The organism is Exiguobacterium sp. 17-1 (assembly GCF_023096305.1).
In the GTDB taxonomy this organism is placed as follows: Bacteria; Bacillota; Bacilli; order Exiguobacteriales; family Exiguobacteriaceae; genus Exiguobacterium_A; species Exiguobacterium_A sibiricum_A.
Map to the genome: position 1 here is coordinate 1 of NZ_JALIGJ010000005.1, position 23290 is coordinate 23290.

General features: G+C 47.5%; 26 protein-coding genes, 10 tRNA genes, 1 rRNA gene and 1 riboswitch. Of the genes, 7 read left to right on the plus strand and 30 right to left on the minus strand.

Annotation, left to right across the window (positions count from 1 at the left end):
* From MUN34_RS12605 to acpS, 20 genes are all read right to left on the minus strand, one after another.
* A 16S ribosomal RNA gene (locus tag MUN34_RS12605) occupies positions 1–99 on the minus strand; the annotation flags it as partial.
* Positions 100–232: 133 nt separating this feature from the next.
* A tRNA-Ile gene (locus MUN34_RS12610) sits at positions 233–309 on the minus strand.
* Positions 310–328: 19 nt separating this feature from the next.
* A tRNA-Arg gene (locus MUN34_RS12615) sits at positions 329–405 on the minus strand.
* A 4-nt stretch (positions 406–409) separates the two neighbouring features.
* A tRNA-Leu gene (locus tag MUN34_RS12620) sits at positions 410–495 on the minus strand.
* A gap of 30 nt (positions 496–525) precedes the next feature.
* A tRNA-Lys gene (locus tag MUN34_RS12625) sits at positions 526–601 on the minus strand.
* Positions 602–607: 6 nt separating this feature from the next.
* Positions 608–679 (minus strand) — tRNA-Gln (locus MUN34_RS12630).
* A gap of 4 nt (positions 680–683) precedes the next feature.
* Positions 684–759, minus strand: a tRNA-Asp gene (locus tag MUN34_RS12635).
* A gap of 33 nt (positions 760–792) precedes the next feature.
* A tRNA-Val gene (locus MUN34_RS12640) sits at positions 793–868 on the minus strand.
* Between the two features lie 4 nt (positions 869–872).
* Positions 873–947, minus strand: a tRNA-Glu gene (locus MUN34_RS12645).
* A gap of 49 nt (positions 948–996) precedes the next feature.
* Positions 997–1088 (minus strand) — tRNA-Ser (locus tag MUN34_RS12650).
* Between the two features lie 8 nt (positions 1089–1096).
* Positions 1097–1171 (minus strand) — tRNA-Asn (locus tag MUN34_RS12655).
* A gap of 149 nt (positions 1172–1320) precedes the next feature.
* Complete coding sequence (locus MUN34_RS12660) at positions 1321–1761, minus strand: SprT family protein (protein ID WP_247857977.1); 441 nt, start codon at positions 1759–1761, stop codon at positions 1321–1323.
* Positions 1758–3878 (minus strand): Tex family protein, encoded by a 2121-nt coding sequence (locus tag MUN34_RS12665; RefSeq protein ID WP_247857978.1) that lies wholly within the window; start codon positions 3876–3878, stop codon positions 1758–1760. The genes MUN34_RS12660 and MUN34_RS12665 overlap by 4 nt, the downstream gene beginning before the upstream one ends.
* A 67-nt stretch (positions 3879–3945) precedes the next feature.
* Positions 3946–4743 (minus strand): RNA polymerase sigma factor SigB, encoded by a 798-nt coding sequence (gene sigB, locus MUN34_RS12670; protein ID WP_012371666.1) that lies wholly within the window; start codon positions 4741–4743, stop codon positions 3946–3948.
* Complete coding sequence (rsbW, locus tag MUN34_RS12675; RefSeq protein WP_012371667.1) at positions 4709–5191, minus strand: anti-sigma B factor RsbW; 483 nt, start codon at positions 5189–5191, stop codon at positions 4709–4711. Before rsbW ends, sigB begins: the two co-directional genes overlap by 35 nt.
* Positions 5188–5514 carry an STAS domain-containing protein gene (locus MUN34_RS12680; protein ID WP_026827246.1) on the minus strand — a complete coding sequence of 109 codons (327 nt, stop codon included), beginning with the start codon at positions 5512–5514 and terminating at the stop codon, positions 5188–5190. Before MUN34_RS12680 ends, rsbW begins: the two co-directional genes overlap by 4 nt.
* A gap of 202 nt (positions 5515–5716) precedes the next feature.
* Positions 5717–6067: a type II toxin-antitoxin system PemK/MazF family toxin gene (locus MUN34_RS12685; protein ID WP_014971520.1), complete on the minus strand. Its 351-nt coding sequence runs from the start codon at positions 6065–6067 to the stop codon at positions 5717–5719.
* 3 nt (positions 6068–6070) lie between these two features.
* Positions 6071–6295, minus strand: coding sequence for a hypothetical protein (locus tag MUN34_RS12690; protein WP_012371670.1), 225 nt, complete (start codon positions 6293–6295; stop codon positions 6071–6073).
* A gap of 139 nt (positions 6296–6434) precedes the next feature.
* Positions 6435–7508: an alanine racemase gene (gene alr, locus MUN34_RS12695; RefSeq protein WP_026827245.1), complete on the minus strand. Its 1074-nt coding sequence runs from the start codon at positions 7506–7508 to the stop codon at positions 6435–6437.
* Positions 7480–7866, minus strand: a complete 387-nt coding sequence (gene acpS, locus MUN34_RS12700; protein WP_026827244.1) for a holo-ACP synthase — start codon at positions 7864–7866, stop codon at positions 7480–7482. Before acpS ends, alr begins: the two co-directional genes overlap by 29 nt.
* Before the next feature lie 68 nt (positions 7867–7934).
* On the opposite strand from acpS, the gene MUN34_RS12705 reads away from it, so the two are divergent.
* Positions 7935–8681 carry a rhomboid family intramembrane serine protease gene (locus tag MUN34_RS12705; RefSeq protein ID WP_026827243.1) on the plus strand — a complete coding sequence of 249 codons (747 nt, stop codon included), beginning with the start codon at positions 7935–7937 and terminating at the stop codon, positions 8679–8681.
* A gap of 72 nt (positions 8682–8753) precedes the next feature.
* On the opposite strand, the gene MUN34_RS12710 is transcribed toward MUN34_RS12705, so the two are convergent.
* The 3 genes from MUN34_RS12710 to MUN34_RS12720 are packed head-to-tail and all read right to left on the minus strand — an operon-like array spanning position 8754 to position 9811.
* Positions 8754–9017 carry a hypothetical protein gene (locus MUN34_RS12710; RefSeq protein WP_026827242.1) on the minus strand — a complete coding sequence of 88 codons (264 nt, stop codon included), beginning with the start codon at positions 9015–9017 and terminating at the stop codon, positions 8754–8756.
* A 34-nt stretch (positions 9018–9051) separates the two neighbouring features.
* A complete protein-coding gene (locus MUN34_RS12715) occupies positions 9052–9546 on the minus strand; it encodes a hypothetical protein (protein ID WP_026827241.1) in 495 nt (164 codons plus the stop codon).
* Positions 9536–9811, minus strand: a complete 276-nt coding sequence (locus MUN34_RS12720) for a 4a-hydroxytetrahydrobiopterin dehydratase (protein ID WP_026827240.1) — start codon at positions 9809–9811, stop codon at positions 9536–9538. Before MUN34_RS12720 ends, MUN34_RS12715 begins: the two co-directional genes overlap by 11 nt.
* Before the next feature lie 166 nt (positions 9812–9977).
* Here MUN34_RS12720 and MUN34_RS12725 point away from each other — a divergent pair, with 166 nt between their 5' ends.
* Both MUN34_RS12725 and MUN34_RS12730 read left to right on the plus strand, forming a co-directional pair.
* Positions 9978–10511, plus strand: coding sequence for a cysteine hydrolase family protein (locus MUN34_RS12725; protein ID WP_026827239.1), 534 nt, complete (start codon positions 9978–9980; stop codon positions 10509–10511).
* A 16-nt stretch (positions 10512–10527) separates the two neighbouring features.
* On the plus strand, positions 10528–11979 hold the full coding sequence (locus MUN34_RS12730; protein ID WP_247857979.1) for a nicotinate phosphoribosyltransferase: 1452 nt from the start codon (positions 10528–10530) through the stop codon (positions 11977–11979).
* A 26-nt stretch (positions 11980–12005) separates the two neighbouring features.
* Here MUN34_RS12730 and MUN34_RS12735 read toward each other — a convergent pair whose 3' ends face one another.
* Complete coding sequence (locus MUN34_RS12735) at positions 12006–12335, minus strand: hypothetical protein (RefSeq protein WP_247857980.1); 330 nt, start codon at positions 12333–12335, stop codon at positions 12006–12008.
* A 142-nt stretch (positions 12336–12477) separates the two neighbouring features.
* Between MUN34_RS12735 and MUN34_RS12740 the strand changes: the two genes are divergently transcribed.
* Positions 12478–12963 carry a YwpF-like family protein gene (locus MUN34_RS12740; RefSeq protein ID WP_247857981.1) on the plus strand — a complete coding sequence of 162 codons (486 nt, stop codon included), beginning with the start codon at positions 12478–12480 and terminating at the stop codon, positions 12961–12963.
* Here MUN34_RS12740 and MUN34_RS12745 read toward each other — a convergent pair.
* A complete protein-coding gene (locus MUN34_RS12745) occupies positions 12960–13550 on the minus strand; it encodes a histidine phosphatase family protein (RefSeq protein ID WP_247857982.1) in 591 nt (196 codons plus the stop codon). The genes MUN34_RS12740 and MUN34_RS12745 overlap by 4 nt on opposite strands.
* 51 nt (positions 13551–13601) lie before the next feature.
* A complete protein-coding gene (locus MUN34_RS12750; protein ID WP_026827234.1) occupies positions 13602–14561 on the minus strand; it encodes an alpha/beta hydrolase in 960 nt (319 codons plus the stop codon).
* Positions 14562–14737: 176 nt separating this feature from the next.
* On the opposite strand from MUN34_RS12750, the gene MUN34_RS12755 reads away from it, so the two are divergent.
* Together MUN34_RS12755 and MUN34_RS12760 are read left to right on the plus strand one after the other, a co-directional pair.
* Positions 14738–15691, plus strand: coding sequence for a metal ABC transporter solute-binding protein, Zn/Mn family (locus MUN34_RS12755; protein WP_247857983.1), 954 nt, complete (start codon positions 14738–14740; stop codon positions 15689–15691).
* 68 nt (positions 15692–15759) lie between these two features.
* Positions 15760–15863, plus strand: a riboswitch (SAM riboswitch).
* A gap of 78 nt (positions 15864–15941) precedes the next feature.
* Positions 15942–17249 carry a Na+/H+ antiporter NhaC family protein gene (locus MUN34_RS12760; RefSeq protein WP_026827232.1) on the plus strand — a complete coding sequence of 436 codons (1308 nt, stop codon included), beginning with the start codon at positions 15942–15944 and terminating at the stop codon, positions 17247–17249.
* Between the two features lie 43 nt (positions 17250–17292).
* Here the strand turns inward: MUN34_RS12760 and MUN34_RS12765 are convergent, their stop codons facing one another.
* Positions 17293–17493, minus strand: a complete 201-nt coding sequence (locus tag MUN34_RS12765; protein ID WP_034769616.1) for a hypothetical protein — start codon at positions 17491–17493, stop codon at positions 17293–17295.
* A 159-nt stretch (positions 17494–17652) separates the two neighbouring features.
* Between MUN34_RS12765 and MUN34_RS12770 the strand changes: the two genes are divergently transcribed.
* Entirely contained in the window at positions 17653–18465 is an 813-nt protein-coding gene (locus MUN34_RS12770; RefSeq protein ID WP_247857984.1) for an aldo/keto reductase, read from the plus strand.
* Positions 18466–18548: 83 nt separating this feature from the next.
* Here the strand turns inward: MUN34_RS12770 and MUN34_RS12775 are convergent, their stop codons facing one another.
* The 3 genes from MUN34_RS12775 to MUN34_RS12785 all read right to left on the minus strand — a co-directional run bounded on the left by MUN34_RS12775 (position 18549) and on the right by MUN34_RS12785 (position 23247).
* A complete protein-coding gene (locus tag MUN34_RS12775) occupies positions 18549–19010 on the minus strand; it encodes a hypothetical protein (protein WP_247857985.1) in 462 nt (153 codons plus the stop codon).
* A 117-nt stretch (positions 19011–19127) separates the two neighbouring features.
* The gene (locus MUN34_RS12780) at positions 19128–20573 is read right to left on the minus strand and encodes an alanine/glycine:cation symporter family protein (RefSeq protein WP_247857986.1); all 1446 of its coding nucleotides are present in this window, start codon (positions 20571–20573) and stop codon (positions 19128–19130) included.
* 226 nt (positions 20574–20799) lie between these two features.
* Entirely contained in the window at positions 20800–23247 is a 2448-nt protein-coding gene (locus MUN34_RS12785) for a CoA-disulfide reductase (protein ID WP_247857987.1), read from the minus strand.
* Between the last annotated feature and the right edge of the window lie 43 nt (positions 23248–23290).

A 23290-nucleotide genomic window follows, 5' to 3' on the forward strand; every position in this document is an offset into this window, starting at 1 on the left:
CTTCCCTCCGAAGAGTTCCGTGAGCTTCCTGCGCTCGACTTGCATGTATTAGGCACGCCGCCAGCGTTCGTCCTGAGCCAGGATCAAACTCTCCATAAAGTGTTTGACTTGCTCGTTGTTGTGACCGAAGTCACGTTGACGAAGCTTGCGCTTCATTCATTGTTTGTATCCGAAGATACGTTTTTTGCCTCATCGTTCAGTTTTCAAAGTTCGTCATCGTTTGTTTTGAAAATGGTGGGCCTAAGTGGACTCGAACCACCGACCTCACGCTTATCAGGCGTGCGCTCTAACCAGCTGAGCTATAGGCCCGTCAAAAGCAAACAAAATATGGTGCACCCTGAGAGATTCGAACTCCCGACCCCTTGATTCGTAGTCAAGTACTCTATCCAGCTGAGCTAAGGGTGCGATATGGTGCGGTCGAGAGGACTTGAACCTCCACAGTGTTGCCACCACTAGGCCCTCAACCTAGCGCGTCTACCATTCCGCCACGACCGCAAATATAAAGTTAGGAATTAAAAAATAAAATGGTGTGTCATGCAGGATTCGAACCTGCGACCCTCTGATTAAAAGTCAGATGCTCTACCAACTGAGCTAATGACACGAAAAACTGGGCTGGAAGGGATCGAACCTTCGCATGCTGGAATCAAAATCCAGTGCCTTACCACTTGGCCACAGCCCAAAAATGGCGGTCCTGACGGGATTCGAACCCGCGATCTCCTGCGTGACAGGCAGGCATGTTAACCGCTACACCACAGGACCACATTTTTGTGAAACTTAAGTATGAAATTAAAATGGTGGAGGATGACGGGATCGAACCGCCGACCCTCTGCTTGTAAGGCAGATGCTCTCCCAGCTGAGCTAATCCTCCGAAATGGTGACCCGTACGGGAATCGAACCCGTGATACCGCCGTGAAAGGGCGGTGTCTTAACCGCTTGACCAACGGGCCATTTTAAAAATGATAACTATTCTCAAGTAACAAATTCACATAAGAGATCTGGCGGAGATGGAGGGATTCGAACCCTCGCACCAGTTTCCCGGCCTACACCCTTAGCAGGGGCGCCCCTTATAGCCACTTGGGTACATCTCCAAAAATAATGGCTCCGCAAGTAGGATTTGAACCTACGACCTACCGGTTAACAGCCGGTTGCTCTACCACTGAGCTATTGCGGAACGTGACGTTCGTTTCAGAACACTTTTCTATATTAGCAACTTTCTTTCTCTTCGTCAATGCTTTTTTAAAAAAGTTTTTAGTGACGAGAAGTTGTTTAGTTGCGGTCGTTTTGACGACTTCTATAATTTATCATGCTCCGAAATGAACGTCAACTACTTTTGTAAAAAATCTTTCCACGACATCGTCCGCAACGGTATCGTTCCGGATTCATCTTTCTTTTTCTTCTATATAATGTCCCGCATTTCTCACACTCATAAAGATGATTCTTTTTTTCCGTTTCTTCCAGACGCGGACTGTAGCGCAGTCCTCCGTATCGTTGTAGCCACTCTTTAAAATCCTGATCCTGGTGCCGATGTCCCATTCCGCATAAGTGTAAATGGTAGTGACACAGCTCATGAATGACGATTCCACGAAAGATATTACGGTCGACTAAATAGCTCCGATTGAAATCCAAATGATGATCCGTCAGAAAATAACGTCCACCGGTCGTCCGTAAGCGATTGTTAAAAAGTGCAATATGTCTAAAAGGTAAAGCAAACACGTCGAGCGAGAGTTGCTCGACGTATTGCTGCAACTCTTCGTTCGTCATGATGGACTGACCATCGTCAGACCGATCCGTCCTCGTTCCGGTTCGACACTCGTTACCCAAACGGTTACGATATCACCTACTGCAATGACATCAAGCGGATGTTTGACCCGTTTTTTACTGAGCTTCGAGATGTGGACAAGACCACTCTCCTTCACACCAATATCAACGAAAGCACCAAAGTCGAGCACATTGCGGACCGTCCCCTGGAACTCCATTCCGACTTGAATCATATCCAGCGATAAGACATCTTGACGCAGTAACGGCTTATCGAGCGCTTCCCGCGGATCCCGTTCTGGACGCTGCAATGCTTCAATGATGTCTCGTAATGTCGGCTCACCGACTTCAAGCAATTGAGCTGTGTCCGGTACGGATAATTCTCCGAGTCGAGTCCGTAAGTTTTCCGTTCCAACGCTCTGCAACGGCAAATCCAGTTGCTTAAACAAGGACTCAACGGTTTTATACTGTTCCGGGTGAATCGGTGTCCGATCAAGCGGATGACTGCCTTCCGGGATGCGCAAGAAGCCGGCTGCCTGTTCATATGCTTTTGCTCCTAAACGCGGGACTTTCAACAATTCTTTCCGGGAGGCGAAAGCCCCCAGTTCCGAGCGGCGTTCGACAATCTTTTTAGCTGTTGCTTTCGTAATCCCTGCGACGTAACCGAGCAATGACTCCGAGGCCGTATTGACGTCGACACCCACTTGGTTAACGACTGTCTCGACGACGAAATCGAGTGTTTCTTTTAACTTCGTCTGTGTGACATCATGTTGGTACTGTCCGACACCCACGGATTGTGGGTCCACTTTGACGAGCTCCGCCAATGGATCCTGCAAGCGTCGTGCAATCGAGATGGCTGACCGTTGCTCGACTTGTAGATCCGGAAACTCAGTGCGGGCAATTTCTGACGCCGAATAGATACTCGCCCCTGCCTCATCGACAATCGTAAAGGCAATTTGATCATGTCCTTTAATCCAGTCGGCGACAAAGGATTCCGTCTCGCGGGAAGCCGTCCCGTTTCCGATCGCAATCAATTCGATCCCGTACCGGTTTACTAGCTTCGTTAAGACTTGGCGTGCCTCATGTGCTTTTTGTTCCGACATCGTCAGATAGACGACACCCACTTCTTTTACTTCTCCTGTCGGATCAATCACTGCCCACTTACATCCGGTCCGGTACGCAGGATCAAGTCCTAACATCACTTTCCCTTTCATCGGTGGTTGCATATAGAGTTGTCGTAAGTTTTTTCCGAACACTTCAATCGCCTGGTTTTCTGCTTTATCGGTCAACTCATTCCGAAGTTCCCGTTCGATTGCCGGGAAAACTGATTTTTTATATCCCGTTTGGACGGCATCTTCGACCAACCGACGTTTTTGTTCTGCCAATCGGCTGAACGGCTTCAACAAGTATGGTAAAACATGTTGTTCTTCCAGGACGATTTTGACAGAAACGATTTTTAACGACTCGGCACGATTAATCGCTAAGATCCGATGTGGCACGATTTGCAGGATCCGTTCGCTGTACTCATAGTACTGGGCAAAGACACGTTTTTCGTCGACTGCGTCTTTTTTTAGTTTCGTGACGATATCTGCAAATCGGTAGGCTGTCTTCCGGATATGTTCCCGGACACTCGCCTGCTCGCCCCATTCTTCTGCGATGATGGCTTGTGCTCCAGCAATTGCCTCCCCTTCCGGATGCGCCGCTACATACTGGTTAAATTGTTGTTCATCGTATGGTTTCGGTGAACGTAAAAAGTCAGCGAACGGGGTTAATCCCGCTTCACGGGCAATTTCTGCTTTTGTTCTCCGCTTCGGACGAAACGGTAAGTATAAGTCTTCAATTTGTTGTAATGTCGTGGCTCCATTCAAACTGTGTTTTAACTCAGACGTCAAAACACCCTGCTCTTCGATTTTCCGCAGGACATCTTCTCGTTTCGTTTCAAGTTGTGTGATGCTTTTATGGCGATCGAGGATTGCTTTGATTTCGACCTCATCGAGTTCACCGGTTTGTTCTTTACGGTATCTGGCGATAAACGGAATTGTTCCTCCGTCTTCCGTCAATTGTAAAACGGCTTTAACTTGTGCTGGTCTGATGTTCAATTCTGTTGCGATTCTCTTCTCCATTTTCCTCACCTCTCTGTTATTATACCGAAGAATCGATGGGACACAAAAAAAGACCGATGCTTCCGCATCAGTCTTTTGAAAATACTTCGTTGGGTTCTACTTTGATGGCTTCCCGTAATTTTTGCAACGCACGACGCTGAAGACGCGACACATGCATTTGCGAAATTCCAAGGAGCTCTCCGGTTTCTTTTTGACTCATGTTGCGGTAATAGGCACATTCTAAAATCGAACGTTCCCGGTCAGTCAAAACAGCAAATGCTTTTTCGAGAATCAGCTTTTGATCCACCGAATCATATCCGTTTTCCTGGTTACCGACGAGGTCAAGTAATGTGACCGTACTGCCTTCTTGATCGGCTTCGATCGAACTGTCGACAGAAAGGGCTTGGTAACTTTTACCCATCTCAAGTGTCTCGAGAACTTCCTCTTCCGATACTTCCAGACGAGCTGCAATTTCATCGATACGCGGTGAACGTTGCAATTCTGTCGTCAGTTCTTCGACGGCTTTCTTGATTTTCGGTCCAAGCTCCTTGATACGACGCGGAACGTGAACGCTCCATGTCTTATCACGGATAAACCGTTTGATTTCACCAATGATGGTCGGAACGGCAAACGATTCAAAACTACGACCGAACTCTTTATCAAAACGACGAAGAGCGGCAAGCAGGCCAATCATCCCGACTTGGACGAGGTCATCATGAATCGGACGGCCACGTGAGAACTTACGGGCAAGCGCCTCTACAAGATCGGAATACCGGGCAAGTAAAGCAGCATGAACTTCTTCATCTTGATCATCTTGTTGGTACAGGTCAATTAGACGAAGGACTTCATCGTCACTGTGATGGCGTTGTTGAGACTTTGCTGGCACTTTGACCCACCTCATCTCTATTCATATATTTTGTCATATGGACAGTGACGCCGTTTGCTTTCTCGATCGTGACTTGATCCATGAGTGCTTCGATCATTAAGATCCCTAGTCCCCCCTCGTGCAGAGAGTCTAAATCATGCGATTCCGTGATTGGTTCACTTTGACGCTTCACGCTGTCTTTATCGAAAGTCACACCATTGTCTTTCACGATGATTTCAAGACGATCGTCCGGGTAAACGTTACACGTTAAAGCCATCGATCCATCTTGCTCTCCTTCATAGGCATGCTGAACTGCATTCGCACATGCTTCAGAAACAGCAATTTTGATGTCTTCGATATCATCGTAGGTATAACCCATCCGATTCGCGACACCTGAAACTGTTAATCGAGCAATCGCAACATATTCCGGTTTTGCCGGAAGTGTCATTTCAAGTTGTTCGTTTTTCATTGTGTTCCACCTCGTACACCACTATCGATTGTAATGATGCTTGAAAGACCAGTAATTTCAAACAAACGACGAATGCGTTCAGACACACCGACGAGTGTAAACGATGTTCCATTTTTCTTTGAAGCTTTTAAGGCGCCGACAAACACACCAAGACCTGTTGAATCCATATAATGAATCTCATCTAAATGAACGACGACATCATTTGCTTCAACGGCTGGTACGAGTTCTTGACGAAGTTTCGGTGCTGTATACGTATCAATCTCTCCTGCGATATAGAGATGCGTCTGACCATCTAGTTGCTCTGTTTTAATTGTTAAATCCATCTTCAAGTTCCTCCTCAAGGAAAATCTGCTATGTGTTCTCTCTATCTATATAGTTTAAATAGTATGGGATGACCCCTCTTAAAGAAAAGGTCACTCTGATGTAATTCCCGCATTTAAACATCTTTAAACCAAAATTTAAAAAAATGTTCAAAAAAAGTCGTATACAGATGTATCGACTCTTCTCGCTGTTATATGTAAGTGCCTAAAAATCAATCAAGCCTAGGCTGATCGCGACGGCACTATTTACTTTCATCATCGTGTCAGGATCTAGGTGCGTGACTTTATCCGTTAGACGGCGTTTGTCGATTGTACGGACCTGCTCAAGTAGGATGACCGAATCACGTTCTAATCCGTGTCGCTCTCGATATACTTCCACATGGGTCGGTAGTTTGGCTTTGTCGATCTGTGCCGTGATCGCAGCCACGATTACAGTTGGGCTGAATCGGTTACCAATATCATTTTGTAGGACAAGGACAGGACGAACGCCTCCTTGTTCCGATCCGACCACAGGTGACAAATTTGCATAAAACACGTCGCCACGTTTGACTATCAAAGCTTACACCCCGCTTACTTGACGTAGGAGCGAGAACTCCGCCTCCGTTTCAATCTGGAACATTTCGCCAACGATTGATAAATTGATCGCTGCCATTTCTTCGTAACCACGTTTCAATTCCTCACGTAGCTGACGCTTGCGTTCTTCGGTCGTATGGTTCGACTTCATCCCAATCGTCTCCTTCGCTACATTTCGTTCAACAAATTGCTTTTCCCGTTGTTGGACCAAGATAATGGCACCTCCAGATTCACTGAAACCTTAACGAACGACTCACTTCCACTTCAATATATCAGTCAAATTCAGAAAATACAATCAAAATTCAAACAAATAACATTTTTTTGCCATCATATTGATGTCTTTTCAAAAATCAGACGCGCGGGACTCGCTTCGAAAACTGGCAGAGCACTTCGTAGTTGATGGTACCTAACCAGTGAGCCGCTTCATCAATCGGTACACCTTGCCCGATCAACGTGACCTCTGTTCCGATTGGATAATTGCGCGGTAAGCGGATCATCAACCGGTCCATACAGACGCGTCCGACGATTTCACACGGGTAGCCGTCGACAAGCAACGAGTATCCCTGGAATTTACGGGACCAGCCATCGGCGTATCCGATTGGCACCGTTCCGATCCATTCATCCGTAGGAGCCGTATACGTTGCGCCGTAACTGATCGTCTGACCAGGTTCGACACACTTGATTTGCATCAGACGACTTTTTAATGAGAAAGCCGGCTTTAAAAAATCGTAGAAGGGAATCATTTCATCCGACGGCATCGCCCCATACAACGCAATCCCGATCCGGACGACATTAAACGGATCCTGTCCGATTAAACGGATGGCACCCGCTGAGTTGGCAGCATGGATATACCGAATGCCCGGCACACGTTCGACGAAGCGCAGAAAAACGGTCTGTTGTTCGTCAAACAACCGGCTTGTCAGCTCATCGGCTGTCGCGAAATGTGTATAGATGCCTTCGAGCTCCATCACGTCCGAGTCCAACTCTTTTAAAACGGCATCCAACTCTTCAAGTGTCTGTAGTCCAAGACGCCCCATTCCGCTGTCGACTTTGATATGGAGTCGTAAATGATCGACGTCCGTTAAATGCTGTTTCGCTTCCCGCAACCAGTCTGCTGAAAAAACAGGCACGGCGACATCATAGTTCGAGGCAATCGGTGCGTGTTCCGGTAAAAGCGTTTCAAGCATTAAAATCGGTGCCTGAATTCCCGCTTCCCGTAACTCGATCGCTTCTTCAAGGAGTGCGACGGCCAGCAAATCCGCTCCGTTTGCTAAAGCGATTTCCGCGACCGTCACGGCACCGTGTCCGTATCCATCCGCCTTCACGACCGCCATCATCGTTTGATGACCGATCCGTGCCTTGATTTCCCGTACGTTATGTGCGATTGCTTCGCGGTCAATTTCTATCCAAGTTGGTCGATACATCTGAACTCCTCTTTTCTAATAAGACTTGTGCAGCCGCATAATGGTCGGAATGGGTAATCGAGAGATGGATGATTCCTTCAAACGGTCCTGTCATGACCGGGCGTCCCGAGGCTTCATTTAACACTTCGAGATCGAGCCACGATACTTCGGCACCGATGCCGGTTCCAAATGCTTTGACAAACGCTTCTTTGGCCGCGAACCGCCCTGCGAGATATTCAAGCTTTCGCCCGTCGGACAACGTATGAAACCGTTCTTGTTCTTCTGCCGTCAAGATCCGTTTGACGATTCGCGGTTGACGCTCCAGCGTTTGTCGAATTTGTTCCAGTTCTACGAGATCGAGTCCTATTCCGAAAATCATTCCTGACGCCTCCACAGTTCTATTCTTCGCCATCTTCATATAGAATGAAGAGGAAGCGAGGTGTTGTCATGTTTAGTCGAACGGAAAACCTACAAACGTTCACACGTTCTTATCCGGTCGTTTCGTTGTTCATTTTAATCCAAGTTGTGCTGTTTGTCATCGAACAGTTAAATGTCTTTTTCAACTTTGGCTTTTCGCCGCTCAATTACGGGGCAGCCATCAACTTGTTCATCGGGAACGGGGAATGGTGGCGTGTCGTGACTGCGACGTTCCTGCATTATGATTTTTGGCATATCGCCTTCAACACGTTTGCCTTGATCATTTTTGCACCTGCGCTAGAACGGATGATTGGTCATGCGAAGTTTGCTTCCTTCTATCTTTTGGTCGGTACGCTGGCTAACGTCTTGACGTATTTCACGAAAATCAATGAACCGTTTTATGGTCAAGCCGGGGCATCGGGAGCCATTTTAGGATTGCTTGGTTTTTATGTCTACCTCGGTCGTTTCAAACGGACCGTCATCTCAGCCGATGATGCACGTCTCGTTTATATCTTTAGCGCCATTACAGCAATCTTCACACTGCTCGGTTCAAACGTTTCTGTCTTCGGTCATTTATATGGTTTCGTGCTCGGATTCCTTGCCGGCTTCCTCTTCGGAAAAGGCACAGTACCGTTTACACGACCATTCAATACCGGAAGACGTCCTGCATCAGGCGGTCGCATCATTCATACGAGCGGTTCCGGACAACTCGGACGGATCATCTTTTATGTCATCGTCGCCTTCGCCGTGTTTGGACTGCTGGCACGATTCATTTAAAAAAAGAACAAAAAACGAGCCTGTCTGAATTCCGATTTTCGAAATTCAGACAGGCTCGTTTTTCCTATTTGCTTATTTACGCAATGATTCCGCAAGATCTTTGATATCATCGATCAAGTTGTGGATTGTTTCTTGGTTATCTGTATATAAAGCGCGAAGTTCTTCAAAACGGCCTTTTGGATCTTGTTTAACAGCTGAAAGTTGTGTTCCCGCTCCGCCAAATGTACGTTTGACTGCAGCAAGTTGCGATTGACGTGTATCTTTATGAAGCATGGATAACGTGGCACCTACAAGTGCTCCACCAAGCGTTGCTACTAAAAAGTAATTCTTTTTCATCTGTTTTTTCCCCCTAGACTAATTTAACTGTTCATTAAAGTGGTTGTAAAAGCTGATACCGTTTCATGACTGGAGAAGGCGAAAATGACTTCCCTGCCTCTTCAGCATACTGGTCGACGGTCAGTCGTTCAACTGATTTCGCATAGCGCGAAGCATCCGTGTCATTGTTGAACTGAATTAACAAGACCAAATCCGTTCCACGCTCGACGCGGGCAATGCGAACGGCTTGGAAACTTTCGTATTCCGCACCCAGTACTTTCGGATCCGACATGACATGATGGACAAATAAATCACCGCTGTTCTGATCTGCCGGAATCGACCAGTAGAATAAACTGCCTTGTTCATCAAAATTACCGCGTGTCTCGAGTAACGTATACGTGTTGCCGCTTTGAAATGGGGACTTCCCTTCTGTTTCAATAAACAAAAGAGCTTCACCACTTCCACTTGCTGCCCGAATATGAGGATCACGGGATCGAATTTGATCGACAAAACTACCGCTACCAAATGTTATGGAAAGTTTAGATGGCATCACAGGCCTCCGCGAGTTCGAAGTCTTTGCTAGTCAGACCACCTGAATCGTGGGTCGTCGCAGCAAGCGTAACGTTCTTATAATCGATGATGATTCTCGGATGATGGTTGAGATGTTCCGCTATCGAACCAACCTCCTGTACAAAATCAAGTGCTGCCGGGAATGAATCCAATGTATAGACACGGACGATTTCGTCATCGACGACACGCCATTCCGCCAGTCCTTCTAGACGTTCTTCCACTTCATACTCATTCAACCTCTTCATGCCATTTTCCTCCTCCACCATATTATTTTCGTCCTATACCTTATACCCTACTTTTCTGGTTTCTTATACCTCTAGCGGATGGATTTCTTCCTTTTGTCTTCGGGCACAGATAGAGTACAATGTGAAGGAGAACACTATCTCCCAAAAAAGAAAGGGGCAGACGCTCATGCGTGCACTTATCGTGATTGATTATACGGTTGATTTTGTAGCCGATGAAGGAAAGTTGACGTGCGGAAAACCAGGACAGGCGATTGAAGGACGCATCGCTTCGCTGATGGATGAGTTTTCAGCTGAGGATTACGTCGTCATCGCAAACGATATCCATGAAGAAGGAGACACGTTCCATCCGGAAACCGTCCTCTTCCCACCACACAACATCCGTGGCACTCACGGCAGAGATCTCTTCGGACAAGTAGCTGAGATGGCACGTGTCGCAGATCATGTCATCGATAAAACACGGTATAGTGCTTTTGCCGGAACGGATCTTGATTTGCGGTTACGCGAACGTTCGATTCACGAAGTTCACCTCGTCGGTGTCTGTACGGACATTTGTGTCCTGCATACAGCGGTCGATGCCTACAATCTGGGATACAAAATCGTCGTCCATGCCGACGCTGTCGCAAGCTTTAACGCGGCCGGCCACGACTGGGCGCTTACACATTTCAAACAATCGATCGGCGCAGATGTCGTCGGCGAATAAGAAGGGATCTGTCTTCATGCTACAACGTAATCTTGCACTTCATACTGATCTTTATCTGCCACGGTGGATGTATATTTATTGGCAAGAAGGACGTCACAATGAACGAGCTGTCTTTGACGTCTACTATCGGTCGAACCCGTTCGAAGGCGGATACGTCGTCTTCGCCGGACTCGAAAACATCATCGAATATGTCCAGACACTTCGTTTTACAGAAGAAGACATTACGTATCTCCAAAAAATGATCGGTTTCCCGGACGAGTTCAAAGATGAGTTGCGAAACTTTAAATTTTCCGGTTCCATCTCGAGCGTCAAAGAGGGCGAAATCGTTTTCCCGAACGAACCACTCGTTCGGATCGAGGCCCGGATTTTCGAAGCGAAATTATTGCAGACTGCGATTTTAAATATCGCCAACCACGAATCGTTGATTGCCACGAAATATGCGCGGATCCGTCAATCGGCACCGGGAGCAAAATTCCTTGAGGCCGGAGCGCGTCGTGCCCAAGGCATCGATGCTGCTTATTTTGGAACCCGTGCTTCGTACTTAGCTGGATTTGATGTTACGAGCCTTGCTTCGGCCGGACGAGACTTCGGTATTCCGTGCGGCGGAACGATGGAACATGCCGATATTCAATTCCATGATGATGAATTGACGGCGTTCCGGACATTCGCTGCCTACTATCCTGATCAGGCGACACTACTCGTCGACACGTATGACACGCTGAAAAGCGGTTTGCCGAATGCCATCATCGTCGCGAAGGAGCTCGAAGCAAAAGGGCATAAATTGCGCGGCATTCGGATTGATTCCGGCGATTTATCTTACTTATCCAAACGGGCGCGGACAATGCTCGACGAAGCCGGATTCCCCGATGTCGACATCGTCTTATCCGGTGATCTCGATGAATACGTCATCCAGGATTTACGGATTCAAGGTGCGCAGGCGAATACGTTCCTCGTCGGGACGCGTGGTATCACGGCATACGAACAACCTGCACTCGGCATGGTCTATAAGCTGGTCGCACGTGAAGTAGACGGTGAGCTCATTCCCGTCATCAAAGTCTCTTCTTCTAAAGCCAAAACGACGACGCCACACATCAAAGAAGTGTACCGGATTGTCGACCGTGTCACGAATAAGTTCAAAGGCGATTATGTAACGTTGCTCGACGAAGATCCGACTGATTTGGATTCAATCGACTTAATCGACGTCCGTGATCCGTCATTCCGAAACCGGATCGAGAACTTTAACGTCGAACGGTTGTTGACACCGATTTTCGTTGATGGTGAACTCATCTATTCCGTCCCGACCATTGAAGAAAGCCGCCAGTTCCACGAGCAGCAAATCGGCCGCCTGTGGGAAGAATACAAACGTCTCCGCCTGCCGGAAGTCTACGCCATCACCTTCAGCGACCGTCTCTGGAAACTGAAACTGGATATGATTCGCAACACACGGACTGCGAGCGGTCTCAAATAAATACCTGAAAATAAAAACAGCCTACTTCAGCTGAAGTGGGCTGTTTCATTTGGTGTAACTGTCATTTGGATTGCCGCTTGTTCCATTTGTTGACGAAAGTACCAAGCGAAACCAAGCGCACCTCCGATGAAAACGATATACGTAATCCGCTGACCGAACTCTGCCAAGGAATCCGCATAAAAAATACTGATTAAGTGGTCGCTTCCACTGACGAGAAGCAAACAGGCAATCAGGAGCGCTATACGATAAGCAAGTGTCGGACGGTCTGTTGGTTCAGCATGCCAATACGAGATGATGTAATGGGCAAGTAAGATGATGCCAATGATTCCTAATACTCCTATCAGTGCTTGCGGCATAATGAACGGTCCTCCTGTTTCTAATTTCTAACTCCATTTAAACATAGTTCACTAAAAAATCCTCCCTAAAACTTTCCCACCGTTTGCCCGGTCACGGTATACTGAAGAAAATCTGTTGTTCATTCAACAAGGAGGCGTTTTCTTGAAAACCTTTAAATTGTGCACCTTACGTATTCTAATGGATGAATCCGGTCGGGATACAACGATTCCCGTTGCGATCAAAGATGGACTGACTGTCAGCACGGATCAGACGGCACAGTGGGTCGCTGAAATTGTCGTCCTCGAAAATGATCAAACAATCATCGACGAGTTGTTCGCTAAAAATTTACGTGCCTTGATTGAAATTACGATTTCCCGACCTGATAATGATCCGGCTGCGATGATTGTGACACCACTTGAATCGACTCCCTTAAGTGAAGGGGTATCGTATCTGTTCAAAGGAAAGATGGTCATGATGAAAAATGACTTGTCGGAATCCATCTTACGTGAAGTCGTCGAAGACCATTTCACCGGTGAAGCCTTGATTCAAGAATACAAAGACCGCCGCTCCAAACGCGGTGCCCACATTACGAGTATCGCGAAAGAAACATTTAAACAGTACCTGCACGAAAATCCGACTCTTTCTTAAGGACGTTTCGTGTAATCTACGATATGATCCGCGACATTGATCCGGTCAATCTCATACCGATCGGAGAAACGAATATAGTTCGCACATGCATTCTTAAGTGGTGTCCGGTAACTAAAACTACCATCAATCGAGGATAATGCAGCTTTGATCGTATGCGAATGACAGACGATCAACAGGCGTTGTCCTCGATATTTTTCTGTCAGTTCTTCAATTGCCGAAAACACGCGATGTTGGATTTCCTGTTCGGTTTCAAGTCCCGGTACACGCTCCGTATCATTCGCTTGAACGGCTTCGTAGATTCCGGCGACAGGCTGTCCAGATGCAACGCCAAATTCCCGTTCAACCAACCGTTCATCCGTCTCCGTCACATCCAGTCCGATCGAACGTCCGATGATTTCTGCCGTCTCGACTGCCCGCGATAAGGGGCTCGAAATCAAGACGTCCCATTTTTCTTCTGCCAGGTAAGCAGCACTCATTCCAGCCTGCCACCGCCCAGTTTCATTAAGAGGGATGTCCTCCCGTCCTTGAATCCGCTCGTTTAAATTCCAATCCGTCTGACCATGACGCACTAAACAAATTTCTGTCATTTCACTGTCTCCTTCAAAAGAAATATCACTGATTGTATCATGTTTTCTTTTTTAATGAAGGGTCTCCCGGGGTGGCAAAGCCAGGACCTGACAGCTGAACGCTTCAATCCGTTCCAGCAACCGTTCGATTTTTAACGGATTTTCGGTTTGAGCAAAGCTCGCCAGTGAATGCGTGCCGTTCGGGAAGGAAAACAGCCGGACATCGGCTCCGACATCGGCTCCTTTTTCAACAAAATGTAGCGCTTGTGTAAAAGGGACAATCGGGTCTTTTTTTCCGTGCAATAACATGATCGGCGGTGAGTCCGCTGTCAGATGCGTTACCGGTGAAACACGTGTCATGAGTTCCCGCCATTCTTCCCGCCCTCCCCCATAAAACTTGATGTGGGCAATCCACGTTTGAATGAACTTGAACAGGAGAAAATTTGTCGGAGGATACAAGGCAATGACACCACTGATCAACGGGAGGCGTTCGGCTGTTTGTTCGCCGATGAATTCCATCGGGGCAAGTGCCGTCGTCAGCATTAACGCGGCACCGGCCGAGTCTCCCCACAACACCATTCGTCCCCGCATAATCCGTAAATCATCCGCTTCCTGATTTAAGAAACACAGCGCATCTCGAACATCTTCCAGATTATCCGGAAAATAGCTACCGTCCTCAAACAACCGATAATCGATGCTGCAAACTGCGATTCCGAGTTCCAAGAAACGTTCCACAATTGGTGTAAAGCAAAAGATATCATCCCGATTTCCTCTAACGAAGGCTCCCCCATGCGCATAAATCGCAACCGGGAAGGGACCATCACCCGGTGGATAATATAAATCCAACTTCAGTTCTTGTTCATTGACGGTTTTATACAAAGTCGTCCGGGGCGCGAGTTGGACTTCCGACAGCGGAAGGGCCGGTTCCGTCCAGCGCAATAAAGCACCGTAGTTGTTCCAGATACTCGCCCCGGCAGCAGCCGTCGTCAAGATCGCCGCTCCTCCCATCAGCCAAGCAGTTTCCCGTTTCACCTCATCACCTCCAAAGCTTACTCTTGATTTCTGATCTTATTAGTCTTCTACCCGATTTATTTAGAAGCCGAACGTCTTCCCCGACTGGTACTTGACGCTTCGTTTTGGATTCGTTATAGTGAAAAGGTTCAAATCGGAATAATTACGTTTTAATATTTTTTGGAGGTTTTATTCATATGAAAAAATTAATTTCTGCTTTCACGGTTGCCTTTGCCAGTGCTGCTGTCCTTGCCGCCTGCGGTTCTTCCGAATCCGATCAAGGTGCGACCAATCAAAAGCTTCGCGTCTATACATCGACGTTCGCTACTGCGGCCATCGCCAAGGAAATTGGCGGAACGGACATCGACGTCCAGATGATCGTACCTCCAGGGGCAGATCCGCATTCGTACGAACCGACGTCTAAACAACTGACGGAAATCGCACAAGGTGATCTGTTCCTCTTAACCGGGACGACGCTTGAGCCGTACTCGAAAAAAATCAAAGCCAGTCTTAAAGGCAACGATGTCCGCTTCGTCGAGACCAGCAAAGGAATCGAACTGCTGGAAGCGAATGCCACGCTTCATGAGCATGAAGGACATACCGGCGAACATGCGGAAGAAGGACATGATCACGGCAAATTTGACCCGCATGTCTGGCTCGATCCGAACAATGCCAAAGTGATGGCGCAATCGATTACGACGGCGCTCGCTAAAGAGGTACCTGATAAAAAAGCAGCGTTCGAGAAAAATCTCACCGCCTTCAATACCCAGGCAGATGATCTTGATCAAAACCTGCAACAGGCCGTTAATAAGGGATCGAAAAAAGAATTACTCGTCACACATGCGGCTTACGGATATTTAGCAGAACGCTACGGTTTCTCGCAATTACCGATTGCCGGTATCTCACCGTCGGACGAGCCTTCGCAAAAGCAACTGGCGGCGATCGTCAAGGAAGCTAAGTTACACGACTTGAAGTATATCGCTTTCGAAGAAACGGTTTCTCCGAAAGTCGCCCGTGTCATCCAACAGGAAATCGGAGCGGAAGCGATTACGATTCACAACCTCGAGTCCGTCACGAAAGAGCAGCAAAAGACTTCCTATTTTGACTTGATGAATGAAAATGTAGCGACACTCAAACAAGCACTGCAGTGAAGTAGTGTTGACATGCATTAAAAGATACGTTACGGTAGAAAACGTATTTCAGACAATTAAATGACTTCTTTTTATCGCGAGAGACGGAGGGACTGGCCCGATGATGTTTCGGCAGCGGACGATTAAATCGTACTGTGCCAAATCCAGCAAGCTGAGGCTTGAGAGATAAGAAGAGCGTCTTTTTCAGTAAAGACCTCCTTCTTTCTTGCGAAGGAGTCTTTTTTTGTACACGTAGAAAAGGAGTGATTTTATGAACGAGACGATTACACCGAACAAATGGGCACTTCTACCGTTGCTTGTCTTTTTAGTTCTTTTTATCGGTGCCGGAATTTTTTACAATGATTTTTACAAATTCCCGATTCTGATTGCTGCTTTGATTGCCTTGATTTTTGCGGCGGTCACAACAAAGGGCAGCATCAATCAAACCGTGGAACGGATTGCGACGGGGGCCGGAAATCCGGACATCATGATTATGGTCTTTATCTTCCTACTCGCCGGTGCCTTTTCTGGAACGGCAGATGCAATCGGCGCAATTGAAGCGACCGTCAATGCATCATTAACATTTTTACCCCCGTCCCTCTTGATGAGCGGACTGTTCATCATCGCCGCCTTCATCTCGATGGCGATGGGTACTTCCACCGGTACAATCGCAGCACTTGCACCGATTGCTCTCGGAATCCATGAAGCAACCGGTGTCAATGTCGCAATTGCCGCAGCAGCTGTCGTCGGTGGTGCAATGTTCGGCGATAACTTGTCGTTCATTTCCGATACAACGATTGCAGCGGTACGGACGCAAAAAACCAACATGCGCGATAAATTCCGAACCAACTTCATGATCGTCTTGCCGGCAGCAATCCTGACGGTCATCATCTTGGCTTTCGTCTCAGGTACAGGAGACGTCGTCGAAGCAAAAGCGTTTGAGTTTTATAAATTGATTCCGTATCTGTCTGTCATCGTCCTCGCCTTGTTTGGTGTCAACGTCATCCTCGTCTTAGTCGGCGGAACCGTTTTGACGGGAATCATCGGTATGATTGACGGAAGCTTCGGCTTAAGCGGCTTCGTCCTGTCGATGTCTGAAGGATTGATGGGGATGGCAGAAATTTCGATTTTGACGTTATTAATGGGCGGACTCGTCAGCCTAATCACCTTTAACGGCGGGATTGCTTACCTGAAAGAAACGCTGACGCGGAAAATCTCACAACGCCGCGGTGCGGAATTCAGTATGGCGGCACTCGTCAGTGCAACGAATCTCGCGACAGCGAACAATACGATTTCGATTCTTGTCGCCGGACCACTCGCTGCGGAAATCGCCGATACGTATGATATTGATCGGAAGAAATCCGCCAGTATTCTCGACATCTTCTCGTGCGGTATCCAAGGAATTATCCCTTACGGAGCCCAGTTGCTGATTGCAGCGGAATTAACGAAAACGGCTTCCCCGGAACTGATTCCCTATCTGTTTTATCCGTTCCTGCTTTTCGTTTGCGGATCTCTTGCCATCGTCTTCGGCTTCCCGCGTCGAAAAACAGCTGATGTGCGTAAAAAAAATGTTTCGTAAAAAATACAAGACCCGTCGCTTTTGCGACGGGTCTTGTATTGACTTATTTTTTCTGGTCTTGGCGGTTGAGAATGAAATACGCAATCGCCGGAAGCGGGAACTGAATTAGTCCAGCGCCTCCCCAAACCCACGGATTACGCCCAGTCTTCCGGGCACCGAGGAACAAGAATGTCGCTTGCGCCCCCAACAGTGCCGCGATACCGGCCCATACACCTTTTGGTACGTTTTTAACAGCTCGTTTCATACAAAATACACCTCTTTCCCTCTAGGGATTTACCCTCCTCTTTTCGCTTTCTAACCGGCTTTTTCCTCCCTTGAGCGTTGAAACGGACGTTCTTGCTTGTTCATGCTAAACTAAACGAGCAATTCCATATTCTCGTTTCATTAAAGGAGGAGTATACACATGCAATACGCAAAACTTTCAAATGGTGTCACAATTCCACAAATCGGATTCGGTGTCTGGCAAGTCGATGAAGAGACGGAAGCACCGGCTGCCGTCGCAGAAGCCATTCGTGTCGGTTACCGTCATATTGATACGGCTGCCGTTTACAAAAACGAACGTGGTGTTGCCAAAGGAATTAAAGAAAGCGGCGTGAACCGTGAAGATCTCTTCTTAACGTCTAAAGTATGGAACGATGATATTCGTGCCGGACGAACTAAAGAAGCCTTCGCAGAGTCACTGGAACGTCTTGAGACCGACTACCTTGATCTCTATCTGATCCACTGGCCGGTTGAAGGATATATCGAAGCCTGGAAAGCCATGGTTGAGCTTTACGAAGCCGGAAAGATTAAAGCAATCGGTGTATCGAACTTTAAAGAACATCACCTTGATACACTTGCTGAAGAAGGATTAATGACACCTATGATCAATCAGGTCGAACTTCATCCGCAACTTCCGCAACATGAACTGCATGAATACTTGCAGGACAACGGTATTCAAGTTGAAGCGTGGAGCCCACTCATGCAAGGAAAATTCCTCGAAATCAACGACTTCAAGGAAATTGCCGAAAAACACGGTAAGTCCCCTTCACAAGTCGTCTTACGCTGGCACCTGGATAACGGCATCGTTGCCCTTCCGAAATCGGTCACACCTGAACGGATTGCGGAAAACTTTGACGTCTTTGATTTCCAACTCGATGCCGATGATCTCGAAAAGATTGATCGTTTGGCAACGGACGTTCGTCTTGGACCAGATCCAGACGAAATCGACTTTTAAGCATCGACTTTACACATACAGGAAAGAGAGGCGGATGTCACATCCCCCTCTCTTTTTCTATATGGAGTTGTACAAGGAAATCCTTATACATAATAGACGAGAATCGTATCCTGCGCTTCTTCCGCCTGGTGAAAATAGGTGCGTAGATTCCCGAATTGTTCCCAAACCTCATCGAATTCACCTTGCCGGCCGGCTTCCTGATAAATGACTTCAAGCGCTTGTCGATCAAAGTTCCGCATGACCTCCGACGAAATGATGAGAAGCGGTAAGGGAAGGATACCGACGATCGCTGCATGCTCTTCATTGACAATCAGCTCTTCACCGACGATTGCCCGTCCCAGATTGTAATGGGTCTCCTGATCAATGAAGATATCGATTTGACTCATTAATTGATAAAGTGATGTCGTCTCCTCGAGTGCAAATAACTGTTCATGATCAGGTTGTGTTTCATGGATGAATAAAATCCAGTCCATGATGATATGTGGATCATCGCCAAACGAATCCCAAACGGCATCCGCGACTCGAACATAATGTACGTTCTCCATCCTCCCCCTCCTTTCCGACCGTTTTTTTTAGTATTCCCATTTTTGTACCGCTTTAGTAACGATTATCAAAATCTCTCCAGACAAAAAAAGGACCAGATGACTCTGATCCTTCTCGCGTTAAATCGCCTTTTCTTTTTGATCTTCATCCTGCCACGCTTCAAGCGATTCTTTTCCCGGAAGATTCGGAATCGAATCTTTATGGAAACGGGGTTCGTGACCGTCTTTACGTTGTACTAAATAATCATCAAGTGCCAGCTTCGCAACTTTCGATAATCGGAAAATCGCATACAAATTGACGATTGCCATCAAGCCCATGAAGATATCCGCGAGCGCCCAAACAAGTCCAGCCGTTTGAACGAGCGAACCAAACACAACCATGCCAAGGACAATGATACGATACACCATCATGATTTTTTTATTATCGTTGATGAAACTGATATTGGATTCACCGTAATAATAATTTCCGACAATCGAACTGAAGGCAAACAAGAAAATCGCGAGCGCCATAAATGCAGTGGCCAACGGACCGACCTGAGAAGCAAGTGCCCCTTGCGCCAAATCGATTCCGGCGACAGGTACTCCACTCGCATCCTTGGTCGCAACACCACTGACTAACACAATCATCGCTGTCGAAGAACAGACGAGCAGTGTATCGACAAAAACCGCAAACGATTGAATCAAACCTTGTTTGACGGGATGGGAAACTTCTGCCGTTGCAGCAGCATTCGGTGCTGAACCCATACCGGCTTCATTCGAGAAGAGACCACGACGGATGCCGTTTAAGACCGCTGCCCCGATTGCTCCACCGGCAAGTGTTTTAAATTCGAGTAATCCTTCTTGGAAAATCAGACCGAAGACGTTCGGTAACGCTTCTAGATTCGTCACCATGATGTAGAGGGCAATCAAGATGTATCCTCCTGCCATGATCGGGACGAGGAAAGCTGATACGGTCGCAATGCTTCGGACACCGCCGAAGATGACGAGTGCCGTCAACAGGACAAGTCCAACCGTAATCCATGTTTTATCCACTCCGTACTGACTTTGAAGCGATAATGAAATCGTATTTGACTGGACTGAGTTAAAGACGAAGCCAAACGAAATCGTAATCAAGATACTGAACACGACTCCGAGCCAGCGCTGTCCGAGCGCTTTTTCCATGTAATACGCCGGACCACCCCGCCATGCTTTTTCATCACGCACTTTATAAATCTGAGCGAGCGTACTCTCGACGAATGCAGAAGCCGAACCGATTAAGGCAATCAACCACATCCAAAAGACCGCACCTGGTCCACCGAGCGCAATGGCTGTCGCGACGCCGGCAATATTGCCGGTCCCGACACGTGCCGCTGTGCTGATGGCGAAGGCTTGGAACGGTGACACACCGTCTTTCCCTTTATCCGTTCCTTGGAACAACAGTCGCAACATTTCCGGAATCATCCGAAACTGGACAAATCCCATTCGAATCGTAAAATAAATTCCTAAACCGACCAACAAGATGATCAAGACACTCGACCATAACAAGTCGTTAATCCTACCGATTAAATCCATCAGTTGTTTTTCCACAGATGTTCCCCCTTATTTTAACGTTCGATCATGTAACCTTTTTTCACATGTTTTCTATGATACGAAAATAATTTCAGAAAATCAAATTCATTTTCTTCTTTTAGATCGTTCAAGTACGTAAAAAATCACAAAACCTCACATCCGATGTTAGATTTAACGTAAAAAACAAGCCTCCGTGGAAGGGAGGCTTGTTGAGAATATCTTTATTATTTAATAATCGAATACATCAGATGAACAAATTCAGGTTGGCGTCATCTGTCGCTCCGAGGTAACTCGCGACACCACCATAATCGATGCCATCCAATAATTCTTCTTTTTTGATTCCCATGATGTCCATCGACATCGTGCAGGCAATCATTCGGACACCGGCTGCTTGCGCCTTCGCCATCATTGTCTCTAACGCATCGACCTGTTTATCCTTCATGACTTTTTTCATCATTTTTTGACCGGCCCCGCCCATATTCATGTTCGAGAGCGGCAGATCGCCGGCATGTTTCGGCATCATCATGCCCATCATCCGTTCCATCGGCGCCTTCTCAACGGATGGTGCGTCCGGTTTCCGAATAACATTCAGTCCCCAGAACGTAAAGAACATCGTCACTTGTTTCCCCATCGCCTGAGCACCTTGCGCGATGACGAACGATGCAAGTGCTTTATCGAGGTCTCCGCTGAAGACGACCATCGTCGCATCGTCCGCTTTCGTGACGTCAGATTGGACCGGCGCTGCCGTTGCCGTTCCTTTTTCAAGCAAGACTTCGACGATTCCCTTGTTCATTTCCGCCGTATGGACGGTATGCCCGAGTTTTTTTGCCCACGCTTGAACATCCGGCAGGAATCCGGGATCGGATGCTTTAACGAAGACTTGGTCTCCATCCTGTAATTGATCGATTTTCGTTTTCAACTCCAAAATCGGTCCCGGGCACTGTAAACCGCATGTATCCAGTAACGTAATCTGTTCTTTTGTTACTTGTTTCGGCTCACTTTTTATCGTCGTCACAGCTGTTTCCTCCCGTACTTGGCTTCTCGCTTCGCGGTCACGGTTGACCGTCGCCCACGTTTTATAGCCGCCACTCAAGTTTTTGACAGTAAATCCGTTCTGTTTGAGCAATTGACTCGCGACATAGCCACGAAGTCCGACCTGACACGTCACGTAAATCGTCTGATCTTTTGGTAATTCGTCAAGCGACTGGCGTAACGTCGGTAAGGAGATGTTGACGGATCCCGGAATCGAACCGAGTTCATTTTCGGAAGGTTCCCGGACATCCAGCAACAGTCCGCCGTCCGCGACAATCTGATCAATCTCGTGCCAGTGAACATTTTCGCTGTCCCCGAGTACGATATTCGAGGCAATATATCCTGCCATGTTGACCGGATCTTTTGCCGAACTATAAGGAGGCGCATACGACAGTTCAAGATCGGGAAGATCAAGGACAGTCAATCCGCCCTTAATGGCTGTTGCCAAAACATCGATTCGTTTCTCGACACCTGTCATCCCAATCGCTTGTGCACCAAAAATCGTTCCGTCCACCGGATCAAATAAGAGTTTCATCGAGATCGGACTGGCCCCTGGATAATAACCGGCATGTGACCCAGGGTGAAGATGAATGGCTTCATAACGGCGGCCCGACTGACGGAGTCGTTTTTCGTTGTTCCCCGTGGCAGCGACCGTCAAATCAAACACTTTTGCGACCGCTGTTCCGAGCGTTCCCGTATAACGGACATCTCGTCCGGCAATGATGTCAGCGACTAGACGGCCCTGCCGGTTTGCCGGCCAAGCAAGCGGAACGTGAACCGGTTCCCCTGTAATGTAGTCTTTGACTTCAATCGCATCACCAATCGCAAAAATTGAAGGGTCCGATGTCCGTAACGTCTCATCGACTTGAATCGTCTGTTTAATCCCTAATTCGAGTCCGGCCTCTGCAGCCAAGTTGCTTTCCGGCATGACACCGATTGATAAGATGTTCATTTCTGTCTGAATCGTTTTTCCGCTCGTCAAGACCACACGGGTCCCTTCTTCTTCAAAACGTGCCACGCCATCCGCTAAAATTAGCTCGACACCTTTCGCCCGCAAATGTTCATGGACGATGGCTGCCATTTCCGGATCGACCGGTGCCATGACTTGATCTGACATCTCCACTAAGGTCACACGCGCTCCGCGCTCGGCTAAATTTTCCGCCATTTCAAGACCAATGAACCCGCCGCCGATGACAGTCGCATGCGCCGGACGCGCTTCGTCGACATACTGGCGCATCTTATCGGTATCGGGAATATTACGTAACGTAAAGACATTTGTTGCTTCCGCTAAGCCCGGAATACCAGGACGGATCGGTTTTGCGCCTGGTGACAAAATTAACTGGTCGTATGTTTCGTCGTACTCTTCTCCCGTATCCACTTTACGAATCGTCACCGTTTTTTGCTCACGATTGATTCGGATCGCTTCAGACAAATTCCGGACGTCCAGATTGAATCGTGCGTTCATTCCTTCCGGTGTTTGAACCAACAGTTTATTCCGGTCTTTGATGACGTCCCCGATATAGTACGGGAGTCCACAGTTCGCAAAAGAAATTTCTTTTCCCCGTTCTAAAAGAATGATTTCTGCTGTTTCGTCCAATCGACGTAATCGCGCCGCCGCCGTTGCTCCACCAGCTACTCCACCTACAATGATCGTTTTCATTCCGTCTTCCTCCTTAAGTAGAATCCATTATTGTCTATGTGTA